We start from the raw sequence: 16,183 nt of genomic DNA, 5'->3' as shown, positions 1-16,183 counted from the left end.
GCCTCCTTAAGAATATGTCCGACCCTTCCAACTGATTTCCCTTTTATTGAATCTTCGAATCATCGCCGTCGCAAGCAGGACGACATAAAGAATGACCGCAAGTGGATGCCAAAGCCAGGCATGAAAAATCATTGCCTTCCGGTCAATGCGGTAGCGGGCAATCATGATCAAAAGAAAAGCTCCGAGTGTCCAAATCGACGGGAATATGAACACGAGTGGTAAAGCGGCGGCTTGGACAAGGTAAAACAACAGGAAATAGCTGCCTACTGCATAAGAATCGTTCATACCGCGGAAAACGTTTTTCAGGAAACCTTGCCAGACATCGCGGTTAGTCGCATACATGTCACAGCTAACATAGGGAGCCACATGAACGAGTGTCGTAGTAAAACCATTTTGTTTAAAAGCACGACACAGCTCCAAATCGTCGACGAGTGCCATTTGAATGGCTTGATGTCCACCGACGTGTTCGTAAGCTTGCCTTTCGACGAGCACGACCATACCGTTTGCCGCTGCAAAGGCAGGATGTTTGACCTTCCGAAAGGCAATCGGCAGATGTTGGGCAATCAAGACGTGCTGCATCGGAATCAGACACTTTCCGAGAAAGGTCGGAACGGGGAATGACGGGAAGCCCGACAGGAACACAGCCTGTTCTTTTTGCAATGTCGCATAGAGCCGGGGAATCGTATCTGCTGCCAAAGTAATATCAGCGTCTAAGAACAACAGGTACTCTTCATCCGTCGCACTCGCGAGTTGATGACAAGCATGGACTTTCCCAGCCCAGCCAGATGGTAAATCAAGACCATCGATGATTGTGAACTGGTCCTCTCCGCCGACAAGGCGGACTAGCAAATCACGTGTCTGATCAGTCGAGCGGTCTTCATATAAATAGACATGCATATTCGGATGAAGCGCTTGTCGTAACGAACGAATCAGTTTCTCGACATTCCGTTCTTCATTTCGAAGTGGAATACAGATTGCAAGACTTGGCGGAAGAACAGGTTCACTTAATTTCGGTAAAAAGGACAGATTGATGAACGTGTAGAGACAAACAAAAGTTGCAATGACGAACAGTACTACCATCATGAACGGATCGCCTGTAACCACTGTTCCGTTTTAGCGGGGAGCGGCTCCTTTCTCGTAGTCAATACACGATATGATTCAATCCGTTCTTCGATTGCGTCAGTCCGGACGTCATCATACAGTCGGGTCATCGCATTCGTTAGATAACGTAACTGCTCCGAACTTCGTGAATCGGGCAGCTGGATCATCCGGGTCCGGATATAGACGTCCGGCTGTTGTTCATGACTGAAGGAATAGTAAAACGAAAACAGGGAGATGGAGCGGGCTGATTTTGCCAGATGTGTTGCTCCGCTGCTGAGCTGAAGCGGCCGTTCTTCCTGATGCCGCTCTTCTCCTTGAGGGAACATCCAGACACTGCTACCGTTTGCGAGTTGATTTTTTGCATACTGCAGGCTTTGTTTGATTTCCGCAAACGAACTCCGATCAATGGAAAAGCCGCCGAGTCGAGTAAAGAAAGGAAAACGTTCCAGTCCCTGCTCATCAATCATGACGTAAGGGTCGTGACGCAAAACCGTTTGATCGAGATGAAACAAAATCATGCCGTCCCACCACGATCCGTGCGTCGCGAGCATCAAGCCGGGGGTCGGTAAATCATCCGCCCGGTAGAGAATCCGGTGGAATTGTTTTCTGATTAAACGTTCTTTGACGTATAGATGAAAAGCGTATTCAGCCAACTTGTTTTTGTTTGCTTTTTGCAAAAGGAACACCTCCTTGTGTAAGCCAATACGTGACACCTGCGAGAAGGCTGATCAACGTGACACCGTAAAGACCGGCGACACCTGCCGTCAGACCGAACAGCGTATGGAGCATTAAAAACAGATACTGGTTGTTTCGTTCAAGTGCCGTAATGGTAACCTGCTGTTCGAACCGGGAAATCAGAAGCGCAAAGAAAAGTGCCGTTCCATACCAGCCCAAAAAGTTTTGGGTTGGGATGTCATAATACAATCCACCATTTTGCCAGATCCAATACGATTTGACGTTAGCTGCTACCGGATCGATCGCTAAATCCAACCAAACGGCAAACAGCGGCACCAGAATCACAGTATTGAAGCGAAATGGAAACCGGCGTGAGAAGGCAAGACTTGCTCCCATGACGGATAACCAGGCGGCACCGATCGTAATGGGTACACCGAGCAGTTGCACACCAAAATCTGCTTCATAGGCGTATGTACCGAACGGCCACCCCGTATGGACGCCGATGGATTCGATAAGAATTGAACCGAAGAAAATCACCGGAATGATGAAGCGTCCTTTTGGCAGGGCATCCCAAAGATAAAGAGCAGCATATAAGCCGGATGCAAATAAAAACACGGCGTTCGCCCACTCAAGCCAAGGGGGCAGTAACGAGAAACCGACTAAAATCAGTCCGATGAAAAACCAAATCGTGAAAAATAACCAAAGTTTTTTTTGAAATCGATCCATCATAAGTGTGTCCTCCATCTTAATTTATTCTGATATTAGTATACCTGTAGGAAAGGGCGCCGAGCCAGAATGGAGGTGGAATTCATAGTATTAAAAAAACAGACCGTATGCAGCGGTCTGCTTAATCGATTTGATGATTTTTTTGTTTTTTCTTTTTGATGAAGGAAAATAATAAAAAAGCGATATACAACGGAACTGCGACGAACCAGAAGGTCGACCACTCGTTGCTGCGGGCAATCATCACATAAGTTACATACAGCAGTGTAAATGTGATGACGAATGTGTGTCTCGGTACCGGAATATCCTTGAAGCTCGGAATCTTGACTCGACTTACCATCAAAAAAGCAAGAGCCGTAAAGACGAGCGGCACCATTAAATCATTCATACGTCCACTGAACAGGGTGACGACAGCTAAAATACCTCCAGCCGCTGTAATCGGGACACCGGAAAAATAAGCTGAAGCTACATTGGTAGCTGAAAGATTGAAACGGGCTAAGCGAAAGGCACCAAATAGAGGGAACAAAGCCGCAATCAGCAAACCGATTTCTCCAAAGTCATAAAAATAAGTGTAATATGCCATCATGGCTGGAGCGACACCAAAGGTCACGACATCAGCAAGCGAGTCCAGTTCTTTTCCGAAGTCACCCGCGACACCAAGCATCCGGGCAATCCGACCATCCAAACTGTCGAGCATCATTGCGATGACGATCAGTAGGGTCGCATTTTGAAAATCTCCCCGCGCCGCCATGACGATGGCAAGAAAACCACAGTATAAATTTCCGAACGTAAAGAGGTTCGGAATAGAGTTACGTACACGTTCTTTCCACAAAATGATTCCTCCTGCCACTTCTTCGATACTATCCATCATATCATAAACAACTGGTAGATATCAGCGGTTCATGAAGACAATTCCATTCGTGAAGCGCAGAAAATCATCAGGAGCGAGTTTGATTTGCAGACCACGCTTCCCAGCCGAAATAATGATGAATTCTTGATTCAGAGCCGAATCCGACAAAAGAACCGGAAAAGGTTTTTTCGCACCAATCGGGGCGACACCCCCTCGGATGTACCCCGTTAGTTGCTTCAAGTCTTTCATTGGTACCAAATGTGTTTTCTTAGCAGACACTGTGCGGGCGACGGCTTTTAAACTGACTTCTTCTTCGCCGGAAATGACAGCAAACACATGTTGATGGGAGTCTGTTTCTAAAACTAATGTTTTAAAAATAGACGAAAGCGGGTAATTAATCTTTCTAGCGACATTTTGAGCGGATAAATCCTGTTCATCGACAGGATAGGAAAGCATATCAAACGGGATGTCAGACTGCTTCAGAAGTCTCGCGACGTTCGTTGTGGTCATGTTGGTCTCCTTTGACGACAGCGTATTGAGCCCATTTCCGACTGTTCCAACGTTTCAAGGCAAAGATGCCACGGAACCATTCGTCTGCAGAAAAGGCGATCCAGATACCGAGTAAACCAAGTCCGTATTGCAAGCCGAGTGTGTAACTAAGAACGACGGCAATTCCCCACATTGAGAGAATACCAATCGCGACAGGGAAACGAACGTCTCCGGCTGATTTCAATGTTCCCATCAGAACGATATTCATCGCACGTCCCGGTTCAAGAATGACACTTGCCCATAATAACGGAATACCGATGGCGATGATTTCCGGGCTAGATGTGAACATTGACAGAATAGATGTGCCGACTGATGCAAGGGCAACGGCAGAGACGAAGCTTGCAAAAACAGCGATTTTCAGCGTTTTTACAGCACGTGTATGCGCTGCTTCAAATTGTTGCGCCCCAACTTGGCGGGCGACTAACAATTGTGTTCCTTGTGCGATAGCTAATGTAAACAAGAAACAAAGCATCGTGATATTCGAGACATAAACACGTGCCGATAGAGCAGACTCTCCGATTGTGGCAATGAAGCCGGTAATGATTAATTGAGAAAATTGATATGAGACACCTTCTCCAGCAGAAGGAATTCCAATATTCATGATGCTTTTAATATCACGTCGATTGATTTGAACCAAATCTTTTAATTTAAAGCGTAAAGACAGTTTCCGGTAAACAACGAAAAAGAGTAAAACGACTGCCACTGTTCGGGCAATGACGATGGACCAGGCGACTCCGGCGACTCCAAGGACTGGAATACCAAATAATCCGAGGACAGCGATGACATTACCGAAAGCACTGACGAAGTTCATCAGTAACGTGACATACATAGCATTTTTTGTGAAACCGTGACTGCGTAAGATGGCACCGAGTGTAAGAGAGATGGCTTCTAAGAATAAAAAGAGACCAACAATCTTTAAGAACGTTTCGCCATATACTAATGTTTCTCCTTCTAAAGAGAAGAATCCGAGCAATTGTTTTCCGAACAAGGCGACAAGTACGGAAATGATCAAACCGATGTATAGGTTAATCGAAAAAGCAGATCGTGCGGTCTGGCGGGCATCTTGGATCCGTTTTGCACCTAAATATTGACCGATGATAATTGTTGCTCCAACGGATGTGATGTTAAACAGGATGATGAAAATGTTAAGCACCTGATTTGAAACACCTACAGCAGCTGCTGCACTGTCTGAATAGTAACTAAGAATCAATGTAGCGATGATTCCGAGGCTCATATGAAGCGCGATTTCAATGAATAGCGGCCATGTAATTTGGAATAATGATTGTTGTTTAACTGTTTTCATAAATTTAATTCCCCTTTAAGTCCTTAAAACGTATTGTCTTTCTGTATCTTTTGGAAACTATACGCCTTCAATTTTCATAATGAAAGAGCAAAAGTGGAGCTTTCATAAAAAAAGAAGGTATTTAAAAGGATTTTCATAAAACATCACGAATACATCATAATGAATGGATGTTCATTTTTGGAATGGAGGGGAATGGAATGAAAACTGAAGTCAGTTATACCGTCGAAGAGCAGATTGCGACTATCACATTATCACGTCCGGAACGACTAAATGCACTTACTGCAACACTCTTAACAGAATTGGCGGAATCCATCGAAGAGGCAAATCAGGATGATAACGTTCGGGTCATTATTTTAACAGGGTCCGGACGTGGATTTTGTGCGGGACAAGATTTAAAAACCGTTCAACCTGGCATGGATCATGGCGAATACTTAAAACAATACTATCACCCGGTCATTCGAGCGCTTGCGACGACGAAGAAACCAACCATTGCAGCTATTAATGGTGTCGCTGCGGGAGCAGGGTTATCGCTGACATTAGCATGTGATTTCCGAATCGTACGGGAGGATGCAAAATTATCGCTTGGCTTCATCAATATCGGATTGGTTCCGGATGCCGGTGCTCCGTATTTCTTACCCCGGCTGATTGGATCGGCCAAAGCGTTGGAACTGGCTCTGTTAGGTGAAACGATTACGGCACAACAAGCATACGACTATCATTTGGTGACAAAAAATATTGACGCTGAACGGTTTGAACAGGAAGTGGCATCATTTGCCGAGCTTCTTGCCAATCGCCCGACGAAAGTCATCGGGTATATCAAACAGTTGCAAACAGCGAGCTCCGAATCAACACTCGAGGATATGCTGGCTCAGGAGATTATTTATCAATCCCGTGCCGGAAAGACAGAAGATCACCAGCAAGCGGTTCAGGCTTTTTTAGAGAAAAAAGCACCCGTTTTCAGCGGTCGCTGATGACAGTGTGAACGATCAATAGGACCTTCCGGCAATCTGCCGGAAGGTCCTATTGTGATTCACTTGATTTTTTGTTTGATCTTTTGAGCGGTCGCATGAGTCCGATTCGTTAGGCCAGTTGAGATTCGAAATAGTATGATTCCAAGAAAGGCGGAAACGAAAATATACAATCCGGTCAACGTGACGAAAGCTCCGCTGGCAAGCGTGATGAAGAGAATCGAGAATTCTCCACGTGGTCCTAAACAAAATCCGGATTCAATCGCATGATAGTTGGAAAGTCCAAAAGCTCGTCCACCGAGAAAGCCGACAAGGAACTTCGACAAAAGTCCCCAGACAACCAGGGCAACGAAAAACCAGTCTAATGGAAGTCCTTCCGTCATTTCAAATGACATCCCGAACGAAATGAAGAATAACGGTAAAAGCAAATCTTGAAATGGTGTGACCAATCTTTTTAAATAACGTGTCTCTTTAATTTCCGTCAATAAAATCCCGACGATGAATGCACCCAGCACTTCGGACAAACCAAACATGATACCGATTCCTGAGAACGTCAAAATTAATCCGATGATACCGATTCCGGCGTCAGGGTGCCGGTAAAGGGAGTCAACAACTCTCGATTTTTGGCGGATGAAGACCGTTAAAAAAATCAGGGCACTGAATAAGAAAATAAAGCCAAGAAAAATCGTTCCGACTTTTACGAAAGTGAACTCCTGTGTTCCGAGAACAAACGGGGCACTTGTCAATAAGAGAGGAGCCGCCAAATCTTCAAAGATAAGTAACGAAAGGACAAACCGATTCACGTCTTTGTGTTTATCCGGTTCGCGGTCGAGCAGGCGGGCCGAAATCGACGAACTTGTCGCATAAAGAACACAACCAATTAAAAATGCCTCAGGTACCGAAAATCCGAAAGCCAAAGTCAAAAGGAAGGTACCGCCAAACGATAACAGAAGATCAATCAGTCCCGCTTTCCAGATGTTGCGAAACTGGATTAACAAATCAGCGACAGAAAACTTTAGACCCAGCAGGAAAAACAAGACGATGATGCCGGCTTCTCCACCGAGCTTTAATTCTTCCGGTAAATCATAATAAAGACCAAGTATGATTCCAATTAGAATAAAGGCAAGAATGCTCGGGAGATGAAACTTTTCACTGAGATAACTGACGACGAACAAGCCAATCAGAATCAATCCCGCATACAGAAATAATTCCATGAGAGAGTATTCCCTCCTTTCTTTTCTCTTTACCCTAATTTAAAAGCCTTAAGGGGCCTGTCACAGAAATGAAAAAAGACAGTCTTTTTGCTTTTGAGCAAAAAGGCTGTCTGAAAATCAAATTACTTGAATGATTGTTCCGGTATACGGAGCGAGCGTCATCTCTAATGAAGGAAGTGGTGTGTTTGAAAAGAGATCCATTCCTTGACCAGACTGAGGAGCGGGGATTGTAGCTTGATGATTGGAGTTATTGAAGTAGACGTAATACGTCCCGTCTTGACTCATCCGGCGCATGACAATGGTATTGGTTTCGTCGTCGGCATGGACGAATGAGATATGACCGTGATTGGCAAGTGTCTTATGCTGCTTTCGCAATTGAAGTAAATGTTTCGTATACATCAGTAGATTTAAATCCTGCTCTTCCGGATTCCACGGCATACATTTTCGGCAACCCGGATCCTGATCACCGTCTAGTCCGATTTCATCGCCATAATAGATGACCGGGCTTCCGGAAAAGGTCAGCATTGATAACAACAGCAGCCGCATCTTATTTTTATCGTTTCCGGCACGCGTCAAGGCACGTGGCGTATCATGTGAGCCAATCAAGTTAAACGTCACTTCGTTAACGTTAATCGTATTCGAGAATAAGACATGCGACATATCATTCGCATAGGCAGAAGCGGATGTTTTGTCGAGTGCAAAGAAATTGAGCGCTGCATTCGTGAACGGATAGTTCATGACGGCATCGAACTGATCTCCGAGCAACCATTCCTGTGAATCATGCCAAATTTCTCCAAGAATATACGTCTCGGGATTCACTTCTTTGACGACAGAACGGAAATCACGCCAGAAAGCATGGTCGACCTCGTTCGCAACATCGAGACGCCAACCGTCGATTCCGAATTCTTCGACCCAGTAACGGGCGACATGGAGTAAGTATGCTTTTACTTCCGGATTTTCCGTATTGAACTTCGGCATTTCAGGAACAAAGGCAAACGTATCGTAGTTTGGCATCGGCTCGGTTACGAGCGGGAAGTTACGGAGGTGGAACCAATCGCGGTAAGAAGAATTACTACCGTGTTCCCGAATATCAGCAAATGCTTTATGGTGGAAACCGGCATGGTTAAAGACGGCATCGAGCATGATACGAATTCCGTTTTCATGAAGCAAATCAACCATTTCCTTGAACTTTTCTTTTGTTCCGAATTGGGGATCGATTTCTAAATAATCAATGGTGTCATATTTATGATTGGACTTGGCTTCAAAAATCGGGCAAAAATAAATACCGGTGATTCCAAGATCAACTAAGTAATCGATTTTATCAATGACACCTTGGAAATCGCCACCGAACAGATTTGTCGTTGTAGGTGAAGTACTGTTCCAAGGAAGAGTACCGGCCGGATCATTGGCTGAATCCCCATTGGCAAAGCGGTCGGGGAAGATTTGATACCATACTGTATCCTTGACCCAATCCGGAGCATGGAAGACATCGACTTTGTTCAAATAAGGTACACAGAAATAGTACCCGGTGTCATCCAACGGTTTTTCATCAAACCAACCACGCTCGGTAAGCACCTGGCTCGAATGTCCGTCATGGAGTCGGAATCCGTAGCGCAGACGACGAAAAGGAGGAACGACATCGATGAACCAATAATCGAACAATTCGTCTGAACCACTCCGTTTCATAGGTGTTTCGAATGTATTCCAATAATTCGATTTGGACGGATCAAAATTCCAATCGGTATCGTCCGGGTTTTCGGTATGCCAATCATATGGATCTCCCCAGATAAGATCGACGTGATCCACATCATTTTTTTTTGTCTGCAATCGGACATGAATGGTTTTGTCATCATACTTATAGACGAACGGTGACATCGCGCGGTGGAAAACAGCTTCTTTCAGCATTTTGGTCACTCCCTATGTGCAATCGCTTGCATTCTAATATAATAGTCTTCGACCTAAGAATAGTGAAGCGCTTTCTTAAAGTCAATTGGAATTCCAGAAAAAACAAGAGGTGATAGGGAATTCTTTTATTTTAGCGCAATCGATTGCACGTAGTTGTGCAAATCGATTTAATGTAAACGTTTTCTTTTTAAAATGATTTAACTAATGCATCCAATTGATTTTTAAGAATACTTTTCGAAAATCTTTTTTGAATGTAAGGAAATATTTAAAGAAAAGGACTTGTCAAAAGGATTTTAGATTGTATAATAAAAATGTAAAGGTGATGCAAACGTTTTCATAAAACGCTTACAACCACTCGGTTGTTATCATGAGAAAATGGTTGTTATCATGAGAAAATGGTTGTGCCTTTATGCAAACGTTGTGCATCAGAACTTATCATTCGTACGTTAACTTGGGGAGGAATTTTCGAACATGGAAATCAAAAAATTAGTAGCAGGTCTTTCAGTATCTGTCATGGCAATCGGTGCTCTTGCAGCATGTGGCGGCGGAACGGATTCAGGTTCTTCTGATACAAGTTCAGAAGGCGGTAAAAAACCAACGAAAATCGTGATTTGGGAAGATACAGAAAAAGCGGAAACAACGAAAGCCGCTGCTAAAGCATTTGAAGAAAAAGAAGGCGTCAAAGTTGAAGTCAAAGAAGTTAAAATGACGGATCAACAAAAGAAAGTCGCTCTTGATGGTCCTGCAGGAAAAGGTCCGGACATCATTCTTCTTCCACATGACCAAATCGGAACAGTCGTTGACCAAGGGTTGATTGCTGAACTCAAAGACGGTGAAAAAGCACTCGAACCTTTCATCGATACAGCGAAATCAGCTGTTACATTTGACGGTAAAGTTTACGGATATCCTAAAGCAGTCGAAACACCAATCCTTCTTTTCAACAAAGATGAGTTAAAAGAAGCACCTGCTTCAATGGACGACTTATACAAAATCTCAACAGAACAGAAAAAAGACGGTAAATACGGTTTCCTCGCACTTTGGGATAACTTCTACTTCGCACACGGTCCAATCGGTGGATACGGCGGATACGTCTTCAAAGAAAACGGTGGAAAACTTGATCCTGCTGACATCGGTCTTAACAACAAGGGTGCAGTTGAAGGAATGGACTACATCGGTAAATGGTACAAAGAAGGTCTCTTCCCGAAAGGTTTAATCGGCGGTGGCGGTGGTCAAGCAATGGACCAATTGTTTGGCGACAAGAAAGCAGTCGCAGTCATGAACGGACCATGGGCAGTCGCAAGTTATAAAGAAAAAGGCATCAACTTAGGTGCTTCAGCACTTCCAAAACTTCCAAACGGGGAAGCAATCAAAACATTCGTAGGTGTTAAGACGTATGCTGTTTCAGCTTACTCTGAAAATCAAGAATGGGCAGAAAAGTTCCTTGCGTCACTGACTGGCGAAGAAAACGCGAAAGCGATGTTTGAGAAATACAATGAAATCCCACCGGTCACTTCACTTCAAGAAGATGCAACAATCAAAGATAACGAAGTGGCAGCAGCTGTCTTCGCACAGTCTAAAGACGGTGTACCAATGCCGAACATCGCTGAGATGGGTCAAGTTTGGGAGCCGATGGCAGCAGCACTTCAACTCGTTGCTACAAACAAACAAGACGCACAAAAATCAGCTGATGACGCTGTAAAACAAATCAAGCAACAAATCGAAGCAAACAATCAATAATCAACTGAATCACTGACACAGAATTAAAGAAAGGGGGATCTTGGATTCCCCCTTATCTTTATGGTTGGAAGAGAAGCCTGAGGTCAGACATGACCTTTGGAAAGGAGAACAGACGATGGCGGCCATTGCGACACCACAACCGACGAAAACACCAAAGCCAAAAACGAATCACCGGACGATTGCAGCAGCGATATCGATCGTTCCAGGGATGGGGCAACTGTACAATAAACAATTTTTAAAAGGTGCGACATTCTTTATCGTCGTTCTGTCATATTTTTTAGTAAATTTCGAGCTGTTTTTTAAAGGTGCCGGGAACGGTCCCGGAGATCGTGGAGCGATCTGGGGATTGATTACACTCGGTGAGGTACCAGGCGTAAGGGGGGATCACTCGATCTTCTTGATGGTCGAGGGAATCATTGCATTGATTCTGCTTGTGTTTGGTATCGCCATTTACGTCTGGAACTTTATCGATGCGTATCGAATCGGTAAACTTCGTGATTTGGAATTAGAAGTACCTTCTTTGAAAATGCAGCTGCGGAACTTCCGGGACAATGGATTCCCGTACGCGATGCTGATTCCATCGTTGGTTCTCCTCGTCTTCACGGTCGTCTTACCGTTGATTTTCACGTTTTTGATTGCCTTTACGAACTATAAGTTCAACAACTCACCGCCTGCAAAGCTTGTCGACTGGATCGGGATTCAAAACTTCCTGAACATCTTTACGGTCGATATCTTCCGTGACACGTTCGTCAGTGTCTTGGGATGGACGCTCGTCTGGACAGTTGCTTCGACAACCGGTGTCATTGCGATTGGAATTGGTCTTGCGGTCTTGTTAAATCAAAAAGGATTAAAAGGAAAACGTTTCTTCCGTTCGATTTTAATCCTGTCATGGGCTGTACCGGCATTCATCACGATTTTGATTTTCCGTTCGATGTTCAATGAGACGTTTGGTGTCTTTAATACGACATTGCTTCCTGCCATCGGCCTTGACAGCGGTGTCGAGTGGATGACGGATCCGACATATACCAAGCTTGCTTTGATCGGAATTCAGTGGTGGCTCGGTTTCCCGTACATCATGACATTGACGACAGGGATTCTGCAGTCGATTCCAGAAGATTTGTACGAAGCAGCAACGATTGACGGTGCGACTTCAGGTGAAAAATTCCGCCTGATCACACTACCGATGATCCTGTTTGCAACAGCACCAATCTTGATCACGCAATATACGTTTAACTTCAACAACTTCAATATCATCTATCTCTTTAACAACGGGGGACCGGCTGTTCCGGGTCAATCGGCCGGCGGAACGGATATCCTGATCTCCTGGATTTACAAACTCTCGCTTGGTTCGAATCCGCAATACGGATTTGCCGCAGCGATTACACTTGTGCTGTCGTTCTTCATCATGACGATTGCCGTCATTCAGTTTAAACGTTCAAAATCATTCAAAGATGAGGATATGATCTAATGAGAAAACAAAACCGAATCAACATGGCGTTGTCATACCTCATTTTGACGATCGCCTCAATAATTATCGTGTATCCACTCTTATGGGTTGTCGGCACATCGCTCAACCCGGGGAAAAGCATCACCTCGGACATCTTCCCAAGCAATCCGACATTAATCCATTACTTTGATTTATTTGATGCGACACAAACGGATTACGGGATGTGGTATTTGAACACCATCAAAATCGCTGTCATTACGATGGTTGTCTCAGTGGCATTGATTACGTTGACGGGTTACATTTTTTCACGGTACCGGTTCGTCGGCCGTAAAAATTCACTGATTTTGTTCCTCGTGCTGCAGATGGTGCCGCAATTCGTTGCCATTATCGCGATTTACGTCCTGTTGAACATGTTGCAATTGTTTGATACGCACTTGGCATTGATTCTTCTGTATGCAGGGGGAGCGATTCCAATGAACACGTATCTTGCAAAAGGATATTTTGATACAATACCAAAAGAACTGGATGAAGCAGCGCGGATGGATGGAGCAGGACATCTACGGATTTTCTGGCAAATCATTCTTCCACTTGCAAAACCAATGGTTGCTGTTATTGCGTTGTTCAACTTCATGGCACCGTTCAACGATTTCATCCTGGCGTCACTTGTTCTCCGTTCGCCGGAAAAACAAACGTTAGCTGTTGGACTGTACAACATGGTTTCAGAGCAATTCGACAACAACTTCACATTGTTTGCGGCAGGTGCTGTATTATCAGCAGTACCAATCGTTCTTCTGTTCTTCGCTTTCCAGCGTTTCTTCGTGTCTGGATTGACGGCAGGTGGAACGAAAGGTTAATCAATCAAGGGGGAATCAGCGGCATGAGACGAGGCGTGATGCTTCTCCTCTTGCCGCTTCTCTTGTCTATCGGAATATTTCCACAGACAAGCGAAGCTGCAGGATGGGAAAAAGAACGAATGTATTTCATTATGGTCGACCGGTTTGAGAACGGTGACAAAAGCAATGATTTAGAGGCCGATCCAAACGATCCGAAAGCTTTTCAGGGCGGTGACCTGGCGGGTGTCACGAAACGTTTGGATTACATCAAGGATGAAGGGTTCACATCGATTTGGCTGACACCAATCTTTAAGAACCGACCAAATGGTTATCATGGGTATTGGACGGACGATTATTACGAAATCGATCCGCACTTCGGAACAAAAGAAGAATTTAAAGCACTGGTCAAAGAAGCACATAAACGTGACCTTAAAGTCGTGCTCGATTTAGTCGTCAACCATTTAGGTCCGAACCATCCGCTCGTAAAAGAAAAACCGGACTGGTTCCATGAAGAACAGACGATCATGAACTGGAACAATCAAGCGGAAGTCGAGAACAATTGGCTGTTTGATTTACCGGACTTTAATACAGAAAATAAAGAAGTCGTGAAGTACTTGATTAATGTCGCGAACTACTGGGTGGATGAGACCGGAATCGACGGTTACCGACTCGATACAGTTCGTCATGTGCCATCGGATTTTTGGAAAACCTTCATCCCGGCCGTCAAAAAAGAACATCCGGATCTCTTTTTACTCGGAGAAGTATTTGACGGCGATCCGCGTAAGATTGCGACCTATTCTAAATTAGGATTTGATTCCGTGACGAACTTCCCGTTTTACTACGGGATCAAGGATCAGTTCGCCCGCAAAAATGGTTCAGCGGAAGAGCTCGATTCAGTTTATAATCGAGATACTACGTTTAATCCGAAAGCGATATCATTAGCGAACTTTATTGATAATCATGATTTAAAACGCTTCATTACGGAAGCCAAGATTGGCGGAGCCGCTGATGAGGAACGGCAACTGCGTTTAGCGTTGTTCGCCTTGTATGCAGCACCCGGTATGCCGATCGTCTATCAAGGGACAGAGATCGCGATGCCTGGTGGAGAAGATCCGGGAAATCGAATGATGATGGAATTCGATAAAAACGATAAGATGCAGGAATATGTACAGACGTTAAATAAGATGCGTAATAACTATCCGGCTTTCGAAACAGGGAAACAACGGCTGGTGGCTAAAACCGATCATATGGCCGTCTTCGAACGAAAAACTAAAGATCAGTCTGTCTTATATGCCATCAATTTAGGGGAAAAGAAAACGACGTTGCGTGTGAAAGCAGCAGAAATCGGTGACGATCAACGCCTTCGGGGATTATTGTTCTCTGACGTGGTACGTCAAGACGGAGATGCCTATGAAGTGACGCTCGATGCAGGCAGCGCGAACGGCTATGTCGTGGAACGTTCACAGGTCAACTGGGTCTCGCTCGTTGCGATTGGATCAATCGCTCCAATCCTTGCCTTAATCATTTTATTCGTCCATCGACGACGGATCAATCGGACAAAGGAAACACACTAAAATACATTTGTAGGGAAATGATGAGGTGAAAGGGATGCAAGTAACAATCAAGGATGTCGCAAGAGAAGCGAACGTTGCACCATCAACGGTCTCGCGTGTAATTGCCAACAGTCCGCGCATCAGTCAAAAAACAAAAGAACGTGTCCGCCAGGCAATGGAAGAGTTAGGCTACTATCCGAACGTCCATGCCCGGAGTCTTGCCAATCGAACGACTCAAGCGATCGGTCTTGTCATGCCGAGTGCGGCAACGAAAACACTGCAAAATCCATTTTTCTCGGAAGTGATTCGCGGCATTAGTACGAAAGCACATCAAAACGGTTATTCCTTATATATGACGACGGGGGTTTCGGAAGAAGAAGTTTACGAAGGCGTTGTCTCGATGGTTCAGGGTCGTCGAGTGGATGGCGTCATTGTCTTGTATTCCCGAACAGACGACAAGGTCGTTCAATTTTTACAAGATTCGAAGTTTCCGTTCGTCGTTGTCGGGAAACCATTTAGTGATTCCTCACATGTCACATACGTTGATACGGACAACTATCTTGCAGGACGAGAAGTCACGAAGTATTTACATCAACTCGGACACGAATGCATCGCGTTTGTCGGAGGATCGCAGGATTTAGCGGTCACGCAAGAACGGGTCGGTGGGTATAAGACAGCTTTAATGGAAGAGGGACTACCTATCCATGAATCTTATATCGTCAGTGCACCATTCATGACGACCGGAGGAGCGGACGCCGTCAAACGGTTGATGTCGCTGGAACACCCGCCGACGGCTGTCGTCGTCAGTGATGACATGATGGCGCTTGGTGTCATGAGTACGCTGAATGAGATGGAAATCAGTGTGCCTGATCAAATGGCCGTCGTCAGTTTCAACAATTTATTCATCGCGGAGTTTTCCAGTCCGCCGTTGACGTCGGTTGAAATCAACATCTTCGGTTTAGGATTTGAAGCAACGAACTGTCTGATTGAACAAATGAACGAAGAGGCGACACCCTATGGCAAACGTGTCATTGTTCCTCATTATTTAGTTGTGCGTCAATCTTGTGGCGGCACGGTAAAATAATTGAATACCATCCTGAAACACCACTTTTCCGTTCAGGAAAAGTGGTGTTTTCTTTTGAAGAAAAAAGAACCGTAAACCAATCAGGAACACGAAATGACCGTGCGAATCGAAAAAGATTTTTATTTTCGTGCAAACGATTGCATTAACGATGATTATGTGTAGAATAAAGAATGTAGAGAAAATAAAAACGCTTACAAAAAAGGTGCTTGAGCATCTATGTGATTAATAATAAAGGAGCGAC

Annotated in this window: 14 protein-coding genes; 6 read left to right on the top strand and 8 right to left on the bottom strand. The window is 44.7% G+C overall.

Annotated features, from left to right (window positions below):
- Positions 1–6: 6 nt before the first annotated feature.
- From KNP93_RS07310 to KNP93_RS07285, 6 genes are all read right to left on the bottom strand, one after another.
- Positions 7–1,083 carry a glycosyltransferase family 2 protein gene (locus tag KNP93_RS07310; RefSeq protein WP_131973243.1) on the bottom strand — a complete coding sequence of 359 codons (1,077 nt, stop codon included), beginning with the start codon at positions 1,081–1,083 and terminating at the stop codon, positions 7–9.
- Positions 1,080–1,787 (bottom strand): lysophospholipid acyltransferase family protein, encoded by a 708-nt coding sequence (locus tag KNP93_RS07305; protein ID WP_371819882.1) that lies wholly within the window; start codon positions 1,785–1,787, stop codon positions 1,080–1,082. The genes KNP93_RS07310 and KNP93_RS07305 overlap by 4 nt, the downstream gene beginning before the upstream one ends.
- Positions 1,747–2,505 carry a carotenoid biosynthesis protein gene (locus tag KNP93_RS07300; RefSeq protein WP_251138685.1) on the bottom strand — a complete coding sequence of 253 codons (759 nt, stop codon included), beginning with the start codon at positions 2,503–2,505 and terminating at the stop codon, positions 1,747–1,749. Before KNP93_RS07300 ends, KNP93_RS07305 begins: the two co-directional genes overlap by 41 nt.
- A 118-nt stretch (positions 2,506–2,623) precedes the next feature.
- Positions 2,624–3,370, bottom strand: coding sequence for a CDP-diacylglycerol--serine O-phosphatidyltransferase (gene pssA / locus KNP93_RS07295; RefSeq protein WP_012369649.1), 747 nt, complete (start codon positions 3,368–3,370; stop codon positions 2,624–2,626).
- Between the two features lie 21 nt (positions 3,371–3,391).
- A complete protein-coding gene (gene ybaK, locus KNP93_RS07290; RefSeq protein ID WP_131973242.1) occupies positions 3,392–3,859 on the bottom strand; it encodes a Cys-tRNA(Pro) deacylase in 468 nt (155 codons plus the stop codon).
- Entirely contained in the window at positions 3,819–5,201 is a 1,383-nt protein-coding gene (locus KNP93_RS07285; protein WP_131503907.1) for an MATE family efflux transporter, read from the bottom strand. Before KNP93_RS07285 ends, ybaK begins: the two co-directional genes overlap by 41 nt.
- Before the next feature lie 197 nt (positions 5,202–5,398).
- Here KNP93_RS07285 and KNP93_RS07280 point away from each other — a divergent pair, with 197 nt between their 5' ends.
- Positions 5,399–6,172 carry an enoyl-CoA hydratase/isomerase family protein gene (locus tag KNP93_RS07280; RefSeq protein WP_131503908.1) on the top strand — a complete coding sequence of 258 codons (774 nt, stop codon included), beginning with the start codon at positions 5,399–5,401 and terminating at the stop codon, positions 6,170–6,172.
- A 59-nt stretch (positions 6,173–6,231) separates the two neighbouring features.
- Here KNP93_RS07280 and KNP93_RS07275 read toward each other — a convergent pair whose 3' ends face one another.
- Complete coding sequence (locus KNP93_RS07275) at positions 6,232–7,383, bottom strand: cation:proton antiporter (RefSeq protein WP_214854144.1); 1,152 nt, start codon at positions 7,381–7,383, stop codon at positions 6,232–6,234.
- Positions 7,384–7,500: 117 nt separating this feature from the next.
- Entirely contained in the window at positions 7,501–9,288 is a 1,788-nt protein-coding gene (locus KNP93_RS07270) for a glycoside hydrolase family 13 protein (RefSeq protein WP_214854141.1), read from the bottom strand.
- A gap of 477 nt (positions 9,289–9,765) precedes the next feature.
- On the opposite strand from KNP93_RS07270, the gene KNP93_RS07265 reads away from it, so the two are divergent.
- From KNP93_RS07265 to KNP93_RS07245, 5 genes are all read left to right on the top strand, one after another.
- Entirely contained in the window at positions 9,766–11,025 is a 1,260-nt protein-coding gene (locus KNP93_RS07265) for an extracellular solute-binding protein (RefSeq protein ID WP_026829045.1), read from the top strand.
- A 115-nt stretch (positions 11,026–11,140) separates the two neighbouring features.
- Entirely contained in the window at positions 11,141–12,493 is a 1,353-nt protein-coding gene (locus KNP93_RS07260) for a carbohydrate ABC transporter permease (RefSeq protein ID WP_131503911.1), read from the top strand.
- Entirely contained in the window at positions 12,493–13,326 is an 834-nt protein-coding gene (locus KNP93_RS07255) for a sugar ABC transporter permease (protein WP_012369657.1), read from the top strand. The genes KNP93_RS07260 and KNP93_RS07255 overlap by 1 nt, the downstream gene beginning before the upstream one ends.
- A gap of 23 nt (positions 13,327–13,349) precedes the next feature.
- Positions 13,350–14,879, top strand: coding sequence for an alpha-amylase family glycosyl hydrolase (locus KNP93_RS07250; RefSeq protein ID WP_131503912.1), 1,530 nt, complete (start codon positions 13,350–13,352; stop codon positions 14,877–14,879).
- A gap of 34 nt (positions 14,880–14,913) precedes the next feature.
- On the top strand, positions 14,914–15,942 hold the full coding sequence (locus tag KNP93_RS07245; RefSeq protein ID WP_131973239.1) for a LacI family DNA-binding transcriptional regulator: 1,029 nt from the start codon (positions 14,914–14,916) through the stop codon (positions 15,940–15,942).
- Positions 15,943–16,183: the final 241 nt, after the last annotated feature.

Origin of the sequence: Exiguobacterium sp. s166, from assembly GCF_018618855.1 — a bacterium.
Taxonomy (GTDB): domain Bacteria; phylum Bacillota; class Bacilli; order Exiguobacteriales; family Exiguobacteriaceae; genus Exiguobacterium_A.
This window is presented reverse-complemented; position numbering and strand designations above follow the sequence as displayed.

Excerpts from the sequence above, each read along its gene's own strand:
- KNP93_RS07310 (WP_131973243.1), bottom strand. The coding sequence starts at position 1,083 with ATGATGGTAGTACTGTTCGTCATTGCAACTTTTGTTTGTCTCTACACG.
- KNP93_RS07300 (WP_251138685.1), bottom strand. The coding sequence starts at position 2,505 with ATGATGGATCGATTTCAAAAAAAACTTTGGTTATTTTTCACGATTTGG.
- pssA (WP_012369649.1), bottom strand. The coding sequence starts at position 3,370 with ATGATGGATAGTATCGAAGAAGTGGCAGGAGGAATCATTTTGTGGAAA.
- ybaK (WP_131973242.1), bottom strand. The coding sequence starts at position 3,859 with ATGACCACAACGAACGTCGCGAGACTTCTGAAGCAGTCTGACATCCCG.
- KNP93_RS07285 (WP_131503907.1), bottom strand. The coding sequence starts at position 5,201 with ATGAAAACAGTTAAACAACAATCATTATTCCAAATTACATGGCCGCTA.
- KNP93_RS07280 (WP_131503908.1), top strand. The coding sequence starts at position 5,399 with ATGAAAACTGAAGTCAGTTATACCGTCGAAGAGCAGATTGCGACTATC.
- KNP93_RS07275 (WP_214854144.1), bottom strand. The coding sequence starts at position 7,383 with ATGGAATTATTTCTGTATGCGGGATTGATTCTGATTGGCTTGTTCGTC.
- KNP93_RS07270 (WP_214854141.1), bottom strand. The coding sequence starts at position 9,288 with ATGCTGAAAGAAGCTGTTTTCCACCGCGCGATGTCACCGTTCGTCTAT.
- KNP93_RS07260 (WP_131503911.1), top strand. The coding sequence starts at position 11,141 with ATGGCGGCCATTGCGACACCACAACCGACGAAAACACCAAAGCCAAAA.
- KNP93_RS07255 (WP_012369657.1), top strand. The coding sequence starts at position 12,493 with ATGAGAAAACAAAACCGAATCAACATGGCGTTGTCATACCTCATTTTG.
- KNP93_RS07250 (WP_131503912.1), top strand. The coding sequence starts at position 13,350 with ATGAGACGAGGCGTGATGCTTCTCCTCTTGCCGCTTCTCTTGTCTATC.
- KNP93_RS07245 (WP_131973239.1), top strand. The coding sequence starts at position 14,914 with ATGCAAGTAACAATCAAGGATGTCGCAAGAGAAGCGAACGTTGCACCA.